The 17425-nt window shown below is 46.0% G+C and carries 14 protein-coding genes and 1 tRNA gene; 10 read left to right on the top strand and 5 right to left on the bottom strand.

All coding sequences use genetic code 11. The features are described from left to right. Window positions 1-329, top strand: a 329-nt coding sequence (locus tag J7J62_04595; protein ID MCD6124432.1) for a gliding motility-associated C-terminal domain-containing protein, incomplete at its 5' end; no start/stop codon positions are given. 75 nt (window positions 330-404) lie between these two features. On the opposite strand, the gene J7J62_04600 is transcribed toward J7J62_04595, so the two are convergent. Both J7J62_04600 and J7J62_04605 read right to left on the bottom strand, forming a co-directional pair. Next, on the bottom strand, window positions 405-3764 hold the full coding sequence (locus tag J7J62_04600) for a hypothetical protein (GenBank protein MCD6124433.1): 3360 nt from the start codon (window positions 3762-3764) through the stop codon (window positions 405-407). A gap of 37 nt (window positions 3765-3801) precedes the next feature. Beyond that, a complete protein-coding gene (locus tag J7J62_04605) occupies window positions 3802-4314 on the bottom strand; it encodes a T9SS type A sorting domain-containing protein (protein MCD6124434.1) in 513 nt (170 codons plus the stop codon). Window positions 4315-4516: 202 nt separating this feature from the next. On the opposite strand from J7J62_04605, the gene J7J62_04610 reads away from it, so the two are divergent. Then, entirely contained in the window at window positions 4517-6007 is a 1491-nt protein-coding gene (locus J7J62_04610; GenBank protein MCD6124435.1) for an aldehyde dehydrogenase family protein, read from the top strand. A 93-nt stretch (window positions 6008-6100) separates the two neighbouring features. Here the strand turns inward: J7J62_04610 and J7J62_04615 are convergent, their stop codons facing one another. The 3 genes from J7J62_04615 to J7J62_04625 form a co-directional block, all read right to left on the bottom strand. After that, window positions 6101-7015 (bottom strand): DUF58 domain-containing protein, encoded by a 915-nt coding sequence (locus J7J62_04615; protein MCD6124436.1) that lies wholly within the window; start codon window positions 7013-7015, stop codon window positions 6101-6103. A 9-nt stretch (window positions 7016-7024) separates the two neighbouring features. Then, window positions 7025-8761, bottom strand: a complete 1737-nt coding sequence (locus J7J62_04620; protein ID MCD6124437.1) for an NAD+ synthase — start codon at window positions 8759-8761, stop codon at window positions 7025-7027. A gap of 68 nt (window positions 8762-8829) precedes the next feature. Next, on the bottom strand, window positions 8830-10218 hold the full coding sequence (locus J7J62_04625; GenBank protein MCD6124438.1) for a B12-binding domain-containing radical SAM protein: 1389 nt from the start codon (window positions 10216-10218) through the stop codon (window positions 8830-8832). A gap of 128 nt (window positions 10219-10346) precedes the next feature. Here J7J62_04625 and J7J62_04630 point away from each other — a divergent pair. From J7J62_04630 to rpoB, 8 genes are all read left to right on the top strand, one after another. After that, window positions 10347-10419 (top strand) — tRNA-Trp (locus J7J62_04630). A gap of 24 nt (window positions 10420-10443) precedes the next feature. Beyond that, the gene (gene secE / locus J7J62_04635; protein MCD6124439.1) at window positions 10444-10626 is read left to right on the top strand and encodes a preprotein translocase subunit SecE; all 183 of its coding nucleotides are present in this window, start codon (window positions 10444-10446) and stop codon (window positions 10624-10626) included. A gap of 7 nt (window positions 10627-10633) precedes the next feature. Next, window positions 10634-11233, top strand: a complete 600-nt coding sequence (nusG, locus tag J7J62_04640) for a transcription termination/antitermination factor NusG (protein ID MCD6124440.1) — start codon at window positions 10634-10636, stop codon at window positions 11231-11233. A 73-nt stretch (window positions 11234-11306) separates the two neighbouring features. After that, on the top strand, window positions 11307-11738 hold the full coding sequence (gene rplK / locus J7J62_04645) for a 50S ribosomal protein L11 (GenBank protein MCD6124441.1): 432 nt from the start codon (window positions 11307-11309) through the stop codon (window positions 11736-11738). Between the two features lie 45 nt (window positions 11739-11783). Next, window positions 11784-12482, top strand: coding sequence for a 50S ribosomal protein L1 (locus J7J62_04650; protein ID MCD6124442.1), 699 nt, complete (start codon window positions 11784-11786; stop codon window positions 12480-12482). Between the two features lie 12 nt (window positions 12483-12494). Then, entirely contained in the window at window positions 12495-13013 is a 519-nt protein-coding gene (locus J7J62_04655) for a 50S ribosomal protein L10 (protein ID MCD6124443.1), read from the top strand. A 108-nt stretch (window positions 13014-13121) separates the two neighbouring features. Beyond that, window positions 13122-13517 (top strand): 50S ribosomal protein L7/L12, encoded by a 396-nt coding sequence (gene rplL, locus J7J62_04660; protein ID MCD6124444.1) that lies wholly within the window; start codon window positions 13122-13124, stop codon window positions 13515-13517. A gap of 106 nt (window positions 13518-13623) precedes the next feature. Continuing rightward, a complete protein-coding gene (rpoB, locus tag J7J62_04665) occupies window positions 13624-17415 on the top strand; it encodes a DNA-directed RNA polymerase subunit beta (GenBank protein ID MCD6124445.1) in 3792 nt (1263 codons plus the stop codon). The last annotated feature ends 10 nt before the right edge of the window (window positions 17416-17425 follow it).

The raw sequence follows: 17425 nt of genomic DNA on the forward strand, positions 1-17425 counted from the left end.
TTGTTGCATCTGGCACGATAGAGATACCTTGTCCTCACCGCTGCGAGCGGTTCCCAAATCCCATAACCCCCAACTTTGATGCCATAAACGACTTTGCACAGTTCGAATTCGACGGGATATTCGTAAAACCTGCCCGAATTCACATTTTCGATATTCACGGTCACGAGATACGGACTATAGATGTTCCCGCTGGTCTTTCCGCCAAGCAACACGCGCGCTGGGACGGCACGGATGACGGTGGCAATCCTGTTCCTGAGGGAGTTTACATCTACACCATCGAGGTCACCGGCGAGATTGTCTGCGAGGGCACTGTTACAGTCGCCCGATAAAATACCTTAACCTCCGCGGTCTCCGTATTCCTGCGATATCCGCGATTCAAATTTTTTCCTTACCCAACCAAACCACTATTTGCCCAATCCACCCTGCCAGCGGGAAATTTTCTTAAGCTGGTTTTCGTCGAGTTTATCGAACCACTCGCGTTTCCACTCACTTTTAGGATGGAGCATTATCCATTCCGCACGGTATTGCATCGGGACATCGTCGATGTCAGGGAACAGATAAGGGTCCATATAAGCCGCCTTGAATTCCTCAAGTCTGAGTTGTTCAAATCCCTTTCTTTTTGCCACTACTCTCCAATCGAATTCGATCTCCTTGGGCATGTCGGGAGCAATGACTGCTACCCAGCTTATTAGCGCATCGGATTTCCCGCTCGATAGCTCTTTGATTGTGAAACCTTTTGAGTCTATGTTCTCGATAAACACGCCGTTACAGTCCGCAACAGGTGTAGCGGTAACATTCGGGACTTTATCGGAGGCAATTTTCCTGAACCAATCCGGGAATTCGACCCTTGCTGCTCCGTCCTTCAATCTCACCATTCCCGATACAACTACCGGCTGAGGCGTGAAGTAAACATCGAATCCCTTTTCGTCTTTCTTTATTGAGAACGAACCATTAACGGGAGTTGTGGCTGTAATGAATACCTTCATCGGGTAAGTCTCGTTTATTGTTACGATGTCTCGGAAGTCGTCGGGCAGATTGATGCGAGCGTGTCCGTTGATTATCTTTCCAGAGCCGAAATCCTCAAACCAATTTTCAGGGGATTCCTGACAATAAACCCTAACTGGGCGACCGTCGCTTGTTCTTACGACCGCACTTTTCGTTCCCGACCCAGCCAATCCGCCTGAATAATAAACTCCAGCACCACCTGCGCCACCAGAACTATAGCCGTAAACGCCATAATTAAATCCTGCTCCGTTTGCAGCGTAGCCATAGACACCTATGTGGTTTACTCCACTCGTTCCGGTCAGGTCCGCGAACCCTTTAACGCCCATATGACCACCCCTGAAACAACCGCCGTTTCCACTACCCTCGACGCTATCAGACACACCGATAACCCCGCAACCATCTGCTGTTGATTTTAAGACGAATTTTCCACCAGCTGCATCCGAACTGTCAAAATTATTGACGGCGTAAACTGTTATCATTTTGTTGCCAAGCACAACATATTTGTTGCTGTCGTATTGTGCGTAACCACCAACGGTGTCGTTGCCAAAAACCCCGCCCATAAACCCAAAAGAGCTGGTGCGGCGGCCGTTCACGAAAAATCCGCCGTAGGTTTCGCCTATGCTATAGATGCCGTAGAGCATGCTGTCTTTTCTATATCCTATGAGTGACCTTGTTAGTGAGGAAAGTCTGCCCTCGATGGAGTAAACGCTGTCATCGCTTGAGTATGCGTACGAGAAAATACCTCTTGGACCATAGACGCCTACCGCTACATCGAACGAGTACGGTGCATGCACGGAGAACCTGTTATTGTAGGTTATGTCCCCAACGCCGACCGCAGTACCAACTATGCTGCTGTCCTCTTGAACGATGCTCCAGCCAAGGTTTCCTGAATCCCACTTTGCGAGATGATTGGTAGCTCCCGTTCCCGTCAATCCTATCTCGTCGGTGTCCCAGTAGAGGTTTCCTAAGCTATCCACTTTCAGGCACTCGCCGTGCGTGTAGGGTCCCGCGTCAATTTTTTCCGCCGTAACTGCGTTGTTGGATAGCTTGTTTGTGGTGACTATGTAGTCGCAAAGTTGCATGTTGCCCACGGAGCGGTTTGCCATTTTATCAATCGTTATGGCTCCATCCGCTATTTTCTCAGTTGTCACCGCACCGTCAGCCAGTTTGTCGGTTGTGACCGCGCTGTCGACTATATTGTCCGTGTTCACGACATTGTTGGCGAGGTCTGTTGTTATTATTCCCGAGACTACTCCCACTCCTGTTACAGCACCGTCGAGCTGAAGCGTGTGGGTGTGGTCGCTGCGGGATACCGTGGTAGCAACTCCCACGCCACCAAAATCTACAGAAAGCCTGCCACCAACGAATGTAAGCCCATCGCCAATGCTGTCCTTGCTCAGGAAATGGAGGTCGTTCCTGAAGTGCGAAAGTCTCACGCCGCGCGATATCTGAGCCTCACCTATTCCATCGTTTCGTACTCGTAGAGTGTCGTTAACTATCTCTATCGTCGCATTATCGACATTCACTGCGAGATGAGCATGAGGACCGGTAAGGTCAGTGCCTGAAAGTCCGTCGCCAGCGTCAATATTAGCAACTCCTGTGGTTCCTACCATGGAAATGGTTACTATGTGGGATGTCGGAGCTACATCTATCCTGACACCGAAGCCCTCAGCGAATGTTAGGAAATTGTTTGCACGGGTAACTTCAAATGATGGTCCAGCTATTTCGCCAACCGTAGCGAATGGAAAATCATCGGCTATCGCAAGGGGGCCGCTTCTTGTGCCATTCCCGGTTAGTGAACCATCCGTGGTTACCGATGTAAGTCCTATGTCATCATCTGACCAGACTACCGAGCCGCCGACTATCTTCGGAACCTGTCCTCCGGTCCCGCCGTATGTGCTCAACTTGGCTAATGTAACAGCGCCATTGGCTATCTTGCCTGTGGTTATGGCGTTGTTCGCAATCTTGGATGATGTTACGGAAGCGGTAGCGATTTTGTCCTCTGTAACGGCATTATCGGCTATTTTGGATGTGGTAACTGCGTTGTCAGCTATTTTCGGCGTAGTAATCGCGCTGTTGGCTATCCTGTCCTCGGTAACGCCTGACGGCGCAATCCCTATGACTATGGTTCCGGTTCCTGTCCCGCCAGCGGAAAGTCCAGCGGTAGCTATTATGGTGTCTATACCACCGCCTGCTATGTCATCCGCGGGATACCAATTGGTCCCGTTCCATTTTAGGACTTTTCCCGGTGGTATGGTTGCCGGTACCGCCACATCCGAAAGGTCGGCAATGGAATTGTCTGAGAGGTCGTCGAGCGAATCGTTTCCAATGTTGTCCACACCATCGGCGAATCCCGGTGGCATTGATGTTATGTCAGTCCAGTCGACTGCGTTGGCTATATCAGCACGGAACGCGTAAGGAGATGTAGTAAGCCGGTAGCGTGGTCTCATCTCAGGTGAGCCAGCAACGGTTATCCCGAGCCAATAACTTTCCGAGAAGTCAAGCGTAGTAGGGAAAGGTGTCGTTTCGCCGAGAAGAACACTGAATATACCGTTTTTGGTTGTTACGGTATGCGTTTCAGTCCATAGTATAGTGCCCATATCGGGGTCGTCATAAAGGGAAAATGTTACCGTATATGTCGAGTCCGGTGCTGTCTGACCGTTTATCAGAAGTTTGCCCTGATACGAAATAAGACGCGGAATTTGTGCATAACAGACCAGCGAAAACAAAATAAAACCAATAACCAAAACCTTTCTCATGATATCCTCCTTTTTTGTTTTTCTTGCGTTTTTGTTTTCATTTAAGGTATGCTATTTTCCCTGTCCACCTGATGCCATTAGCTTGCACAATGTAACTGTAAATCCCGGAGGGCGCGCTCTGAGGCATCGATAGAGTAATAGAGAATGTGCCGCTGACACCCTTGGCTTCCTTTTCAATAATTCTTTTACCGGTGATGTCGAATACCGATACCTTAACATTGCTGGGAGCTGGCAGGTAAATTGTAGCGTTCGTCACGCTGTTGAACGGATTTGGGTGGAATTCGCTTAGATAGGCTTTTTCAGGAAGTTTTCCTGAGCTTGGTGGCTCAAATATTCCGGTGGGGTAGGGCATTATCTGTATGAATCCAGTTTGAATCGATAGCCGTCCTGAGGATGTCGTTGAAATAACCGATTGCCCTATCGATGAGAGCAACCCTACGGAATGAATCTCGGCTCTGCCACCGCCGTTGTCCATAACCTGAGGTGTAATGCTATGTTGTGCATAAATTAAACTGATAATCGCTAAAGAAATTGTTAAGGCAAACTTCATACCTTCCCCCTATTTTATGATTTACTTATTATTATAATCATTTTTTGTCGTGCTGCAAAGAAAATTGCAAAAATATTAACAAAAATAATGCTCTTTTCCTCGTTTCCTAAAATTTTTGGTTCGAAATTTCAAACTTGTTGACCGTGATATAATGCTGTGTTAGATTTTCCAGAACCTTAAATCAAATAAAAAAGGAGGAGAGATGGCGGAGAAGTTTTTGAATTACATTGGAGGCAAATGGGTTGAGCCTTCTACTGGCGAGTGGACCGAGAATCGTAATCCAGCGGATTGGGACGAGGTTATAGGGCTTTTTCCGCGCTCAGGTCCCGAGGATGTGGAGAAAGCAGTAGCGGCTGCAAAGGAAGCTTATCGCGAATGGCGCCTCGTGCCCGCACCCCAGAGAGGGAAAATAATGCGCAGAATAGGAGAACTTCTCGTCGAGCATAAGGAGGAAATAGCCCGTGATATGACACGAGAGATGGGGAAAGTAATCGAGGAAACCCGCGGGGATGTGCAGGAAGCCATAGATACGGCATTCTACGCGGAGGGCGAATCGAGAAGGCTTTTCGCACCGTTCGTTCCGTCGGAGCTGCCGAATAAAGTAGCATACACGATGCGCGTTCCCGTTGGAATCGCCGGGCTTATAACCCCTTGGAATTTCCCGTCTGCTATACCCGCATGGAAAATGTTTCCTGCCATAGTGTCGGGCAATACGGTGGTAATAAAACCCGCTACAGACACACCTTACACAGTTTATAAAATGGTGAAACTTATGGAGGAAGCAGGATTGCCGCCCGGAGTCGTAAACGTAGTTTTCGGAAGCGGAAGCAAAGTAGGCATACCTCTCGTCGAGCACCCGGATGTAAAAATTATTTCCTTCACGGGCTCAGTTGAGGTCGGAAGAGATATAGCCGAGAGAGCGGGCAGACATCTTAAGAAGGTTTCTCTTGAACTTGGTGGGAAAAATGCCGTGATGATAATGGAGGACGCTAATCTTGAGCTTGCGCTCGATGGGGTTTTGTGGGGTGCGTTTGGCACAACCGGTCAAAGGTGCACCGCAACCAGCAGACTCCTGCTTCATGAGCCCATTCACGACAAGTTCATCGACATGCTCGTTGAAGCTATAAAGAAACTTAAGCTCGGTAATGGACTCGATGAGAGCGTGGATGTAGGACCGCTAATAAATGAAAAGCAGCTTCAGACGGTTCACAGTTATGTTGAAATTGGTAAGAAAGAAGGTGCGAAGCTTATAATAGGCGGAGAACCCGCAAAAGAAGGAGACCTTGCCAAAGGCTGGTTTTACAAACCAACCGTTTTCATCGATGTTAGGCCGGAGATGCGCATATTCCAGGAAGAGATTTTTGGACCTGTGCTGTCAGTGGTAAAATTCAAGACATTTGAAGAGGGAGTTGAGCTTTTGAATAACTCTACCTATGGGCTTTCGAGCGCGATCTACACAGAAAATCTGCTTTACGCCATGCGCGCAGCAAGAGATTTCGAGGCAGGTATAACTTATGTTAATGCTCCGACCATAGGTGCTGAGTGTCATCTCCCGTTCGGCGGTGTCAAAAATACTGGCAATGGTCATCGCGAAGGTGGCTGGACGGTATACGAGATATTTACCGAATGGAAGACCATCTACATCGATTTCTCCGGGAAACTTCAGAGGGCGCAGATAGACGATGGTGATTAAAAGTTGGTCATCATTTATTTATGATTTGCCGTAAGCGGGCTTGCGGATAGCCCGCTTTTTTTTTTTAATTTGTGCGTCAGCTTCAATTTTGCCTCAATAAAGTCGTTGCCTTTTGTGCAGGTATGCTATAAGAGCCATATCAAACGGTATGTCGGTGGTCATTAAGTTGTAGTCAACGCCGAGTTCATGGCAACGGTATTTGAGCTCATTGAAAAATTTTTTCGCAGCTTTCTGGTAATCCTCGCGAATAAGCCAAGGCTGTACCGACATTAGTTTGTTCCGCTCGAGGTCGAGAAGCTGAAGTTCTTCGTTGAAGTCGAAGTTTATTTCGACGGGGTCAAGGATATGGAAGACTATCACTTCGTTTTTTCTGTGGCGAAATTGTTTTAGGGCTGAGACTATGTTTTCGGGTTCGTCAAGAAGGTCTGAGATAAGGATTATTAGCCCTCTTCGCTTGATGCGCTCCGCCAGCGCAGGGAAAGTGGTATTTATACGCGTCTTATTGCTGCATCTTGTTCTGTCGAGAATTTTCAAAAGTTCCATAAACTGCACACGGGTCATCGAAGCCGGTACGACTGTGTCTGGTTTCTCGTCAAATGTAAGTAACCCGACCGCGTCCTTCTGCTTTATCATAAGGTATGCAAGCGCAGCGGCAAGAAATCTGCCGTATTCAAGTTTCGTTATCCTGCCACCGTAGGAGAATCCCATGGAGCCGCTTTTATCAAGCAGTATGTATGCTTTAAGGTTTGTTTCCTCTTCGTATTCCTTTACGAAGAACTTGTCTGTTCTCGCGTATACTTTCCAGTCGATGGATTTTGGCGGGTCACCGGGGTTGTATTGCCTGTATTCAGCGAATTCAACCGAAAAACCATGATATGGGCTTTTATGAAGCCCAACGAGGAATCCCTCCACCACAAGCCTTGCTATAAGTTCGAGGTTACCTATTTTCGCGAGAGTCGTCGGGTCGAGAAATCGCCTATAGTCCTTTTCAAGCTTGAGCTTCGTCATTGCGTGTCGCTACTTTTTTCTTGTTATCGGCATTCTTCGCTCTTTACCGAACGCTCTTTGGGTTATTTTTATCCCGGGTGCGGCTTGTCTTCGTTTATATTCGGCGGAGTCGATCATTCGTATAACTCGCCTAACAAATTCTCTGGGGAGACCTGTCTTTTCCACTATTTCGTCTTCGGAGTGCTCTTTTTCTATGTAAAGTTCGATTATCCTATCGAGCGTTTCGTAAGGCGGAAGAGTATCGGTGTCAAGCTGGTTTTCCTTAAGCTCGGCTGATGGTGGTTTGGTTATTATTGACTCAGGAATAAGCTCTTTCCCCTCTTTTTCGTTTCGCCATCGTGCGAGTTTCCACACGAGAGTTTTTGGCACATCTTTTATTACCGCGAAACCGCCCACCATATCGCCGTAAAGGGTGGCATACCCTACACTTAACTCGCTTTTGTTGCCTGTAGCAAGCACAAGGTGGCCGAATTTGTTCGAGAATGCCATCAAAATATTAGCTCTTATGCGCGCTTGGATGTTTTCCTCCGTTATGTCAAAGGGTTTGCCCTCAAAGTGAGGCTCAAGGTATTCGAGGTACTTTTTGAAAAGTGGTTCTATCTCCACCACTTTGAACTTTATACCAAGGCTTTCAGCAAGCTTTTTCGCGTCGTTGTAACTTTGTGATGATGTGAACCGTGAAGGCATGAAAAGCGCATAAACATTTTCCGAACCCAGCGCATCCGCAGCTATGGTCGCGACGACTGCGGAATCAATTCCTCCGGAAAGCCCAAGAACCACGCTTTTGAATCCATTTTTTAAAGTATAATCTCTTAGACCGGTAACCAGAGCAAACCAGACTTCTTCCTCTTCCCTCAGTAGTGGTGCTACTTTGTTTTGGATGGCATCGCTTTTTTCATTAAGCGAGAAATCAACCTCCACTGTTTCCACATTGGGCAACTTTTGAGTCTGAACAAATTTTCTGTCTCGAATTCTTGGAACAAGCAATCTTTGCTTGTAAAGGTCGCTAAGGTCGAAGTCGATGAATAGCAACTCTTCCTCGAATGCTTGTGCTGAAGCGATTATTTTTCCGAATGCATCCGTAGCAAACGATTGACCGTCGAAAACGAGTTCATCCTGCCCACCAATGCAATTTAAGTAGCACACAGCTACAGCGTTGTCGAAGGACCTTGTGCTTACCATCTTTCTTCTTATCTCGTTTTTACCGCGGAAGTATGGGGAGGCATTTATGTTGATGATTATATCTGCATTCCCGACTAAAACCTGTGGACCTATGGGACCGTCGGGGTGCCAGATATCCTCGCATATCCCCACGCCAAACCTGAAGTCATTGGTTTTGTAAACTGTTATTCTTTTCCCCGGTGTGAAGTATCTCTTTTCGTCGAATTCAGCATAATTAGGAAGAAATAGTTTCCTGTAGTTGTCAACGATTTTGCCTTTGTAGATTATAGCTGCTGAATTGTAAACATCCTCGCTCCATTCTGGGTATCCGATAATTATTATTATGTTAGTGTTCTTTGTTTGGTTTGCTATTGAGTTTATGGTTGCTTTAGCTTTTTCAAGGAACCAGCTTTGGAAAAGTAAGTCCTCGGGCGGATATCCGCACAATGCCAGCTCGGGAAATGCGATTATGTCAGCACCTTTTTGCGCTGCCTTTTTTGTGTAATCTATTATTTTTTTGCCGTTGCCATCGAAGTCGGCCACGAGAGTATTTATTTGTGCTAAGGCAACTCGAAGTTTGGACATTTTACCTCCTTTACCGCCAAGTTTCGATGCAGATATAGCGAAGAATTTATCGTAAATAAGCTAAATTGCTAATCAATTTTACTGGGGTAGAATATGCGGACTATTCCAGCGCCAAGAAATCTGAAGAATATCTTTAATCCGGAGAGAAATTTGAATTTACCTCTTAATATATCTTTGAAAAATTTGAATATTATCCTCGGTTGAGAATAGAAGCTGGCATATGCCTTTACCAAAAGTTTGTGAACCTGCTTCCTGCTTAGTTTGTCGTGCTTAAATACGAGATGCAGCGCGTCAAACTTTGACCAATCCCGCTCAACTATTCGTTCCTTTATCGAGTTGAAAAGGTCTGTTCCAGGAAAAGGTGTTAGTATGGAAAATTGGCTTATGTCAAGCTTTAGCTTTTTGCTGAACTCGATTGTCTTAAGGATGCTTTCCTTTGTTTCGCCGAGTGCACCTATTATAAAACTGCCATACGGCGTTATACCAAACTTCCGCAATAGATTGACGGCTTTCTCGGAGATGTTAGTTGAGATTTTTTTGTTAAAATCCTCAAGTGTGTCTTCATTGCCGCTTTCAAGTCCAAGGAATACTGTTTTGCAGCCAGCTGATGCCATTTCCTCAACCATATCGGGGTTTTCCACCAATGTGTCGACTCGCGACATGCACCACCACGGGAATTTTAAAGCTCTTTCCTTTATGAGGCGGCATATTTCCTTCACTCGTTTCACGCTTAATGTGAAATTATCGTCGACAAATACAATGGCTTTTGCCCAACCTTTCTTGAGTATCGTCTGGATTTCGTCAACGATGCTTTTAGCGGAGCGTGCACGCCATTTTCTTCCTGAAAACTTTGTCACCGCGCAGAAAGAACAATCGAATGGGCAGCCTCGAGATGTTAGAACTGATGTGGCTTTCTTCCCGGCAACAGTAGTAGGATATTTGTCCGTTTTTATAAGGTCTCTCGCTGGATAAGGAAGCTTGTCGAGGTTTTCAACTATCCCTAATCCTGGATTTCTTACTATCTTACTTTTTTCCTTGTAGGTTATCGCTGGAATGTCGTTGAATGTTCGCCCATCCTCAAGAGCTTCAGCTATTTGAACCATTATCTCCTCGCCTTCGCCTCTTACCACGCAATCGACGAAACCAGTTTTTATCGCATCGTCGTCGAGAAATGTCGTATGAAAGCCGCCCATAACGACTATTTTCCCTCTTTTTTTGGCCTCTTGGGCGAGGCTGACTGCTTCTGGGTAGCGACATGTGTCGGAGCTTATGCCTACAAGGTCGTATTCCTTAAATTCATCGTAATCAATTGGTTCAATGTTCTCATCAATTATCCTGACATTATGCCCGTTTTGTCTTAACAAGCCTGCAATGTACATCAATCCAAGTGGTGGAAGGAAGATATTTAGAGAGCCATAGGCACTTTTCCATTTCGGTGATATGAGTAATACATTCATGATAAGACCTCCTTATTCCAATTATGATATAATTTAGTGATAAAAATTTTTGAGTAAAGGAAATAAGAAAATTTTTTCAAAAAAATGTTGACAAAAAACAAAAATTAATCTTTATTATGAATTTTGAAAGGCCTGTAGCTCAAGTGGTAGAGCATCGGTCTCCAAAACCGAGGGCTGGGGGTTCGAGTCCCTCCAGGCCTGATTTTGTTGATGAAGGGTGAGAGTATGAAAAAAATAAAACAATTTATTAGGGAAAGTTTTCTTGAGTTCAAAAAGGTAAGGTGGCCATCGCGGCAGGAGCTTGCTGGTCTTACTGTCGCAGTTATAGCCACGACGCTTTTGTTGGCATTTTTCATTGGTATCGTGGATTGGGTATTTTCGAAAATAATCTCAGCAGTGTTACCGTAATAATAAAATGGTCGAGGAAGCAAAAACAAATGTGGAGAGCAAAGAGGCAACCAAGCCTGTGAAGGAACATCCTGACGCCAAATGGTATGTTGTGCACACTCTTTCAGGGCAAGAGGAGAAGGTAAAGCGGTACATCGAGAATACGGTAGAGGAAAAAGGGCTGCAGGATTTGATACTTGAGGTGTTTATTCCCACTGAAGAGGTTGTCGAAATGCGGCAGGGCAGACGGCGAACTATAGCCAAGAAGTTTTTCCCGGGCTACATTCTGATTCACATGGTTTTGAACAAAGATACCGAGGCTTTTATAAGGAGTGTGCCTAATGTTACGGGCTTTATTACAGCCGGTGGTGTGCCGGTGCCGCTTCAGCCCGAGGAAGTGGAAGCTATACTAAGAAAAGGCGAGAAAGCAAAGGAGGTTCAAAAGGTTGAAATACCGTTCTCTGAGGGTGATTTGGTTAGAGTTATAGATGGTCCGTTTAAGGATTTTACTGGTATCGTTCGCGAGGTCAACAAGGAGCGAGGAAAAGTAAAAGTTATGGTCTCCATTTTTGGACGCCTGACCCCTGTGGATGTCGATTATCTGCAGATAAAAGAGGAGAAAAAATAGATACCGAAAACAATTTTCCCCCACACTCGTTTTATGGAGTGTTTTTTAATTAATAAAGGAGGGAGACTTAAATATGGCAAAAAAGAAACAAATAAAGTGGAAGATAAAGCTCCATATTCCGGCGGGGAAAGCCACGCCAGCGCCACCTGTAGGACCTGCGCTGGGTCCAACTGGGATTAACATTCCAGAGTTCTGCAAGCAGTTTAACGCGAAAACAGCCAATATGGGCGACTACATCATACCAGTTATTCTCTATGTCTATTCGGACCACTCGTTCACTTTCGAGACGAAAACACCGCCTACATCTGACCTTCTCAGGAAGATTGCTAAAATAGAAAAAGGTTCTGGTGAGCCCAACAGGCAGAAGGTGGCAAGGATAACACGCGAGCAACTTAGACAGGTGGCGGAGAAAAAGCTAAGTGACCTTAACACGGATGATATCGAAGTCGCAATGAAAATAGTGGCTGGCACCGCGAGGTCTATGGGAATCGAGATAGTCGATTAAACATGGTGACCACGCCGTATAATGTGGGAGCTCAAAGGAGGAGCGATGACAAAACGCGGGAAAAAATATGTAGCAGTACTTGAGAAGTACGATAAGCATAAGCCTTATCCTTTACGAGAGGCGCTTGAGCTGGTTAAAGAGTTGGCATACGCCAAATTTGACGAGACTGTTGACATGGCAATTAGGCTTAATGTTGACCCACGACATGCTGACCAGATGGTGCGTGGGACAGTGGTTCTTCCACATGGAACAGGGAAAAAAGTTAGAGTTCTCGTTTTTGCGAAAGGAGAGGCAGCAAAACAAGCGGAAGAAGCAGGTGCAGATTTCGTTGGCGCTGAGGAGTTGGTGGAAAAAATCCAGAAGGAGGAATGGACCGATTTTGATGTAGCTATAGCTACTCCTGACATGATGAGTCTGGTGGGAAGATTAGGGAAGATTCTCGGTCCGAGAGGACTTATGCCAAACCCTAAGGTGGGAACCGTAACCAAGGATGTAGCGAAAGCCGTTAAGGAAGCCAAAGCAGGGAAAATACAATTCAGGGTTGATAAGGCAGGCAATATTCATGCACCCATAGGAAAGGTATCGTTCGATGTAGAGAAGCTTGAGGAAAATGCGCGTGCTCTTATTAATGCTGTTATTGCGGCAAGACCACCGGCAGTAAAAGGTCAATATGTCAGGAACATTAGCGTTTCGTCGACGATGGGACCCGGAATAAAAGTAGACCTTACTGAATTTATCAAATAAAAGGAGTCTGTTATGCTCAGGAAGCAGAAAGAAAAAATCGTTGAGGATTTAGTATACGATTTTAAGGAATACAATGTGGTTTTCTTTGCGGATTATCAGGGTCTCAATGTTGAGCAGATGACTAAACTTCGCCGCAGCCTCAAAGAGAAAAACGCAAAGCTTCGCGTTGCTAAAAATACTCTCATAAGAATTGCGAGAGAAAAATTAGGATTGCCGCCGATAAACCAAAATATTCTGACAGGAATGACAGCTCTTATATTGAGCAAAGATGACCCAATAACTCCTGCGAAGATAATAAAGGATTTCAGAGAAGAACTGGAAAAACCTCAGATAAAAGCTATAATATACGGTGGGGAACTTCTCCCCAAGGAGGAATTCGAAAGGCTTGCCTCGATGCCGTCAGTTGAGGAGATTAAGGCTAAAGTTGTAAGCTCGCTAAGCAGTCCGATTTATGGGCTTGTCTTCGCACTCTCAGGACTTTTGCGTGGTCTGGTAACCCAGATCGACCAACTCGCTAAAAGGCAGTCGTAAAATTTTGTGTTAGCAAGCTTTTTTGCGTAAGTAAAACGAAGGAACGAGAAGTTTTTCGCTTAACGGCGAGGAAAAAAGAAAGAAACAATAAAAAATAGGAGGAAAATCATGGAATTGAGTCAGAATGTACAGAATGTGGTTGAGCAGATTGAGAAGCTGACAGTTCTCGAGCTTGCTGAGTTGGTTAAGGCTCTTGAGGAGAAGTTCGGGGTGTCGGCAGCTGCACCCGTTGCCGTTGCTGCGGCGCCCGCTGCTGCTGGTGCTGAGGCTGCTCCTAAGGAAGAGGAAAAGACCGAGTTCACCGTATATCTAACGAGTGTTGGCGACAAAAAACTACAGGTTATAAAAGAGGTGCGTGCTATAACGAAGCTCGGACTGAGAGAGGCTAAGGCTTTCGTCGAGGGTGAGCTGCCAAAGCCGATAAAGGAAAATGTGTCCAAGCAGGAAGCTGAGGAGATAAAGGCGAAGCTTGAAGCTGTCGGCGCTGGTGTGGAGATAAAGTAAGCTTGCGAACTCGCGAGAAAACTGTTTGGAGGGCGCCCATGATATCTGTGGGTGCCCTCTGAGAAATATATTTTAAGAAAAATTAAAATGTGAGGTAAGGCACGCTATGAAGGTAAAACCAATAATAAAAAGAAAGTCATTTGAGAAGGTCAAGCCTGTTATCGAAATGCCTAACCTGCTTTCGGTGCAGCTTGACTCGTATCGTAATTTTCTTCAGAGAGATGTGCCGCCCGAAAAAAGAGAGCCTAAAGGACTTCAGGCTGTGTTTTTAGACGCCTTTCCTATCGAGGATGTTTACGGAAAATACGAGCTTCAATTCGTCTCCTATGAGCTTGGCAGACCAAGGTATACTGTCGAGGAGTGCAAAACACGAGGTCTTACATATGCGATACCGTTAAGGGTTAAGCTAAGGCTGATAAAGTATGAAAAGGGCGAGGACGGCGAGCGGAAGGTTAAGGAAATCCGTGAAGATGATGTCTATTTCAGCGAGTTGCCGCTGATGACCGACAAGGGAACATTCATTATAAATGGTTCCGAAAGGGTTGTGGTCACTCAGTTTCATCGTTCGCCGGGAGTGTTTTTCGATGAGACCATTCATCCTAATGGAAAGAGGCTTTATTCCGCACGAATGATTCCGCTTCACGGTTCGTGGCTTGAGATAAGGTTCGATGTCCGCGATGTGTTGCATGTTATTATTTCCTCGAGAAAGAAAGTTCCGCTAACCACACTTCTCAGGGCTTTTGGCTATGAGTCCGATACCGAGATAATATCGCTCTTCCATAAAATAGACGAGATAAGCATTTCAAACGATAAAAGCAGCAAGAAGGCAATAGGTGCTTACTGCGCGGAAGCAGTTGTTGATGAGGAAACCGGCGAGATTCTCCTCGATATAGGCACGGTCGTAACCAAGGAGGATATAGAGAGACTTAGGAAACATGGTGTTAAGAAAATCCGTGTCGTGATACCCGAATTTCCTCGTATGGTTCCCGTTATATTCAACACACTAAAAGTGGACCAGACTACAAACAAGCTTGAAGCCGTTCGCGAGATATACTCTGGGATAAAACCTGGCGGAACGGTTGAGCCGGGCGAGGAAGACACCATCTTGAATGAATACATTTTCAACTATAAAAGGTTTGACCTTGGCGATGTTGGCAGGTATCAGTTCAACAAGAGACTTGGGCTTAACATACCTCCAGACGAGAGGCGTCTTACCAAAGAGGACTTCATAGCTACCGCCCGCTATCTTATCCAGCTTCGCCACGGTAAGGGACACATAGACGATATCGACCATCTTGGTCTCAGGCGCGCGCGGTCTGTAGGTGAGCTTCTGGGTAACCAGATACGCGTGGGGCTTGCAAGAATGGCTCGGACTGTTAGGGAAAGGATGCGCACTAAGGACATTGAGACGATGACTCCGAGTGACCTAATAAATGCGAGGATAGTTTCGGCGGTTATAAATTCGTTCTTCGGTTCGTCTCAGCTTTCCCAGTTTATGGACCAGACGAACCCTATAGCAGAGCTGACACACAAGAGGCGACTTTCAGCACTTGGACCAGGTGGTCTCAGCCGTGAGCGAGCGGGCTTTGAAGTAAGAGATGTTCATTACACGCATTACGGTAGACTTTGCCCGATAGAAACCCCTGAGGGTCAGAACATCGGTCTCATAACATCCTTGGCCACATATGCAAGAATAAATGAGTTCGGCTTTATAGAGACTCCATATAGAAGGGTAGTTAATAGAGTTGTTACAAACGAAGTAGTTTATCTTACGGCAACCGACGAGGACCAATACATTATAGCACAGGCAGGAACACCTGTTGATGAGAATGGCAGGATAATACCGGACATAGTCGTTGCAAGAAGACGGGGCGACATAGTTGAGGTAAGAGCGGAAGATGTTGACTTTATGGATGTGTCACCAGCGCAGCTCGTTGGGATAACTGCTGCGTTGATACCATTTCTTGAGCACGACGACGCAAGCCGAGCACTTATGGGGTCAAACATGCAGAGGCAATCGGTGCCGCTTCTTTTCACGGAGCCACCTATTGTCGGCACGGGACTCGAGCTTAAAGCTGCCGTGGATTCGGGTGTTGTGGTTATAGCCAAAAGGCCAGGGATTGTTAGAAGAGTTGATTCGAAAGTTATAGAAATAGAGCCCGAAAAGGAGCATGTAGACGAGGACTCGCTTGTTGACGATTACGATGTTTATCCTCTCGTAAAATTTAAGAGGACTAACCAGAACACAATGATAAACCAGCGGCCACTTGTGAAGCCGGGCGAGAAGGTGGAAGCTGGTCAAATAATAGCGGATGGCGTGGCTACCAAATACGGCGAGCTCGCGCTGGGAAGAAATGTACTCGTCGCTTTTATGTCATGGCATGGTTATAACTTCGAGGATGCCGTTATTATTTCCGAGCGGCTCGTTAGAGATGATGTTTATACCTCGGTTCACATCGAGGACTTCGACATGCAGGTCAGAGAGACCAAGGTTGGACCGGAGGAACTAACGCGTGAGCTTCCAAGTGTCAGCGCAGATGCGGTTAAAGACCTTGACGAAAATGGGATAGTAAGGGTCGGTGCTCATGTTGAGAGTGGCGACATTCTTGCTGGTAAGGTAACTCCTAAAGGCGAGACCGAATTAACCCCCGAAATGAGGCTACTTAAAGCAGTATTCGGAGAGAGAGCGGGTGATGTTAAGGATACATCGCTAAGAGTTCCACCGGGAATAAAGGGTGTTGTTATAGACACACTATTGCTCTCAAGAAGAGGTTACCACAAAGGTCGAAGGCGTGAGAAAGACCTTCTCAAGAAGCTTGAACAGGAATTTAACGAGAAAGTTGCGCAGATTAAAGCCAAGCGTGACAAAAAGATTCGCGAGATAATAGTGGACCATAGAGCCAAGAACATTATTTCTGCTACTACGGGCAAGCCGTTGATAAAGCCTGGGGCACGCATATCCAAGCGTGCAGCGTCAATGCTTAACATTGATGATGTGGCACCTGAATCTGAATGGACCGATGATGAGACCATCAATGTCAGAGTGAAAAAGATTCTCGCACAGGCTGAGGAGCTTATAAAGACTGCTGAAGAAGCTTACCTTCTCGATAGAGACAAGATAATAAGAGGAGACGAGCTGCCGCCGGGAACGATACAGCTTGTTAAGGTTAATGTCGCGATGAAGCGCAAAATCTCTGTAGGAGACAAGATGGCTGGAAGGCATGGAAACAAAGGTGTTGTTTCGATAATAGTGCCGATAGAGGACATGCCATATCTTGAGGATGGAACGCCAGTTGACATAATTCTTAATCCTCTTGGTGTGCCATCGAGAATGAACATCGGACAGATTCTTGAGACTCACCTTGGCTGGGCGATGAAAGAGCAGGGACTGTATTGTGCTTCTCCTGTATTCAATGGTGCAACGGTTGAGGAGATAAAGGAGGAACTTAAAAAAGTAGGCAAAGACCCGAGCGGAAAAGTAATACTTTACGATGGTCGAACAGGTGAGCCTTTCCCCGAACCCGTTACTGTGGGCTATATGTATGTCATGAAACTTATACACCTTGCTGATGATAAGATTCACGCGCGTTCAATCGGACCATACAGCTTGGTTACACAGCAGCCTTTAAGCGGTAAGGCACAATTCGGCGGGCAGCGGTTCGGTGAGATGGAGGTCTGGGCGCTCGAGGCATATGGTGCGGCATATACGCTTCAGGAGATGCTCACCATAAAGTCTGACGATGTTCAGGGTAGGACGAAAATTTATAATGCGATAGTTAAAGGTGAGAATCCGCCCGAACCGGGCATCCCAGAGTCATTTAATGTGCTTGTTAAAGAATTGCAAGCACTTTGCATAGATGTAAGACTTTTAACTAAGGAAGAAGAAGGAATAGAATAAACATTAATCC

It is taken from the genome of bacterium (genome assembly GCA_021159335.1).
Taxonomy (GTDB): Bacteria; UBP14; UBA6098; order B30-G16; family B30-G16; genus JAGGRZ01.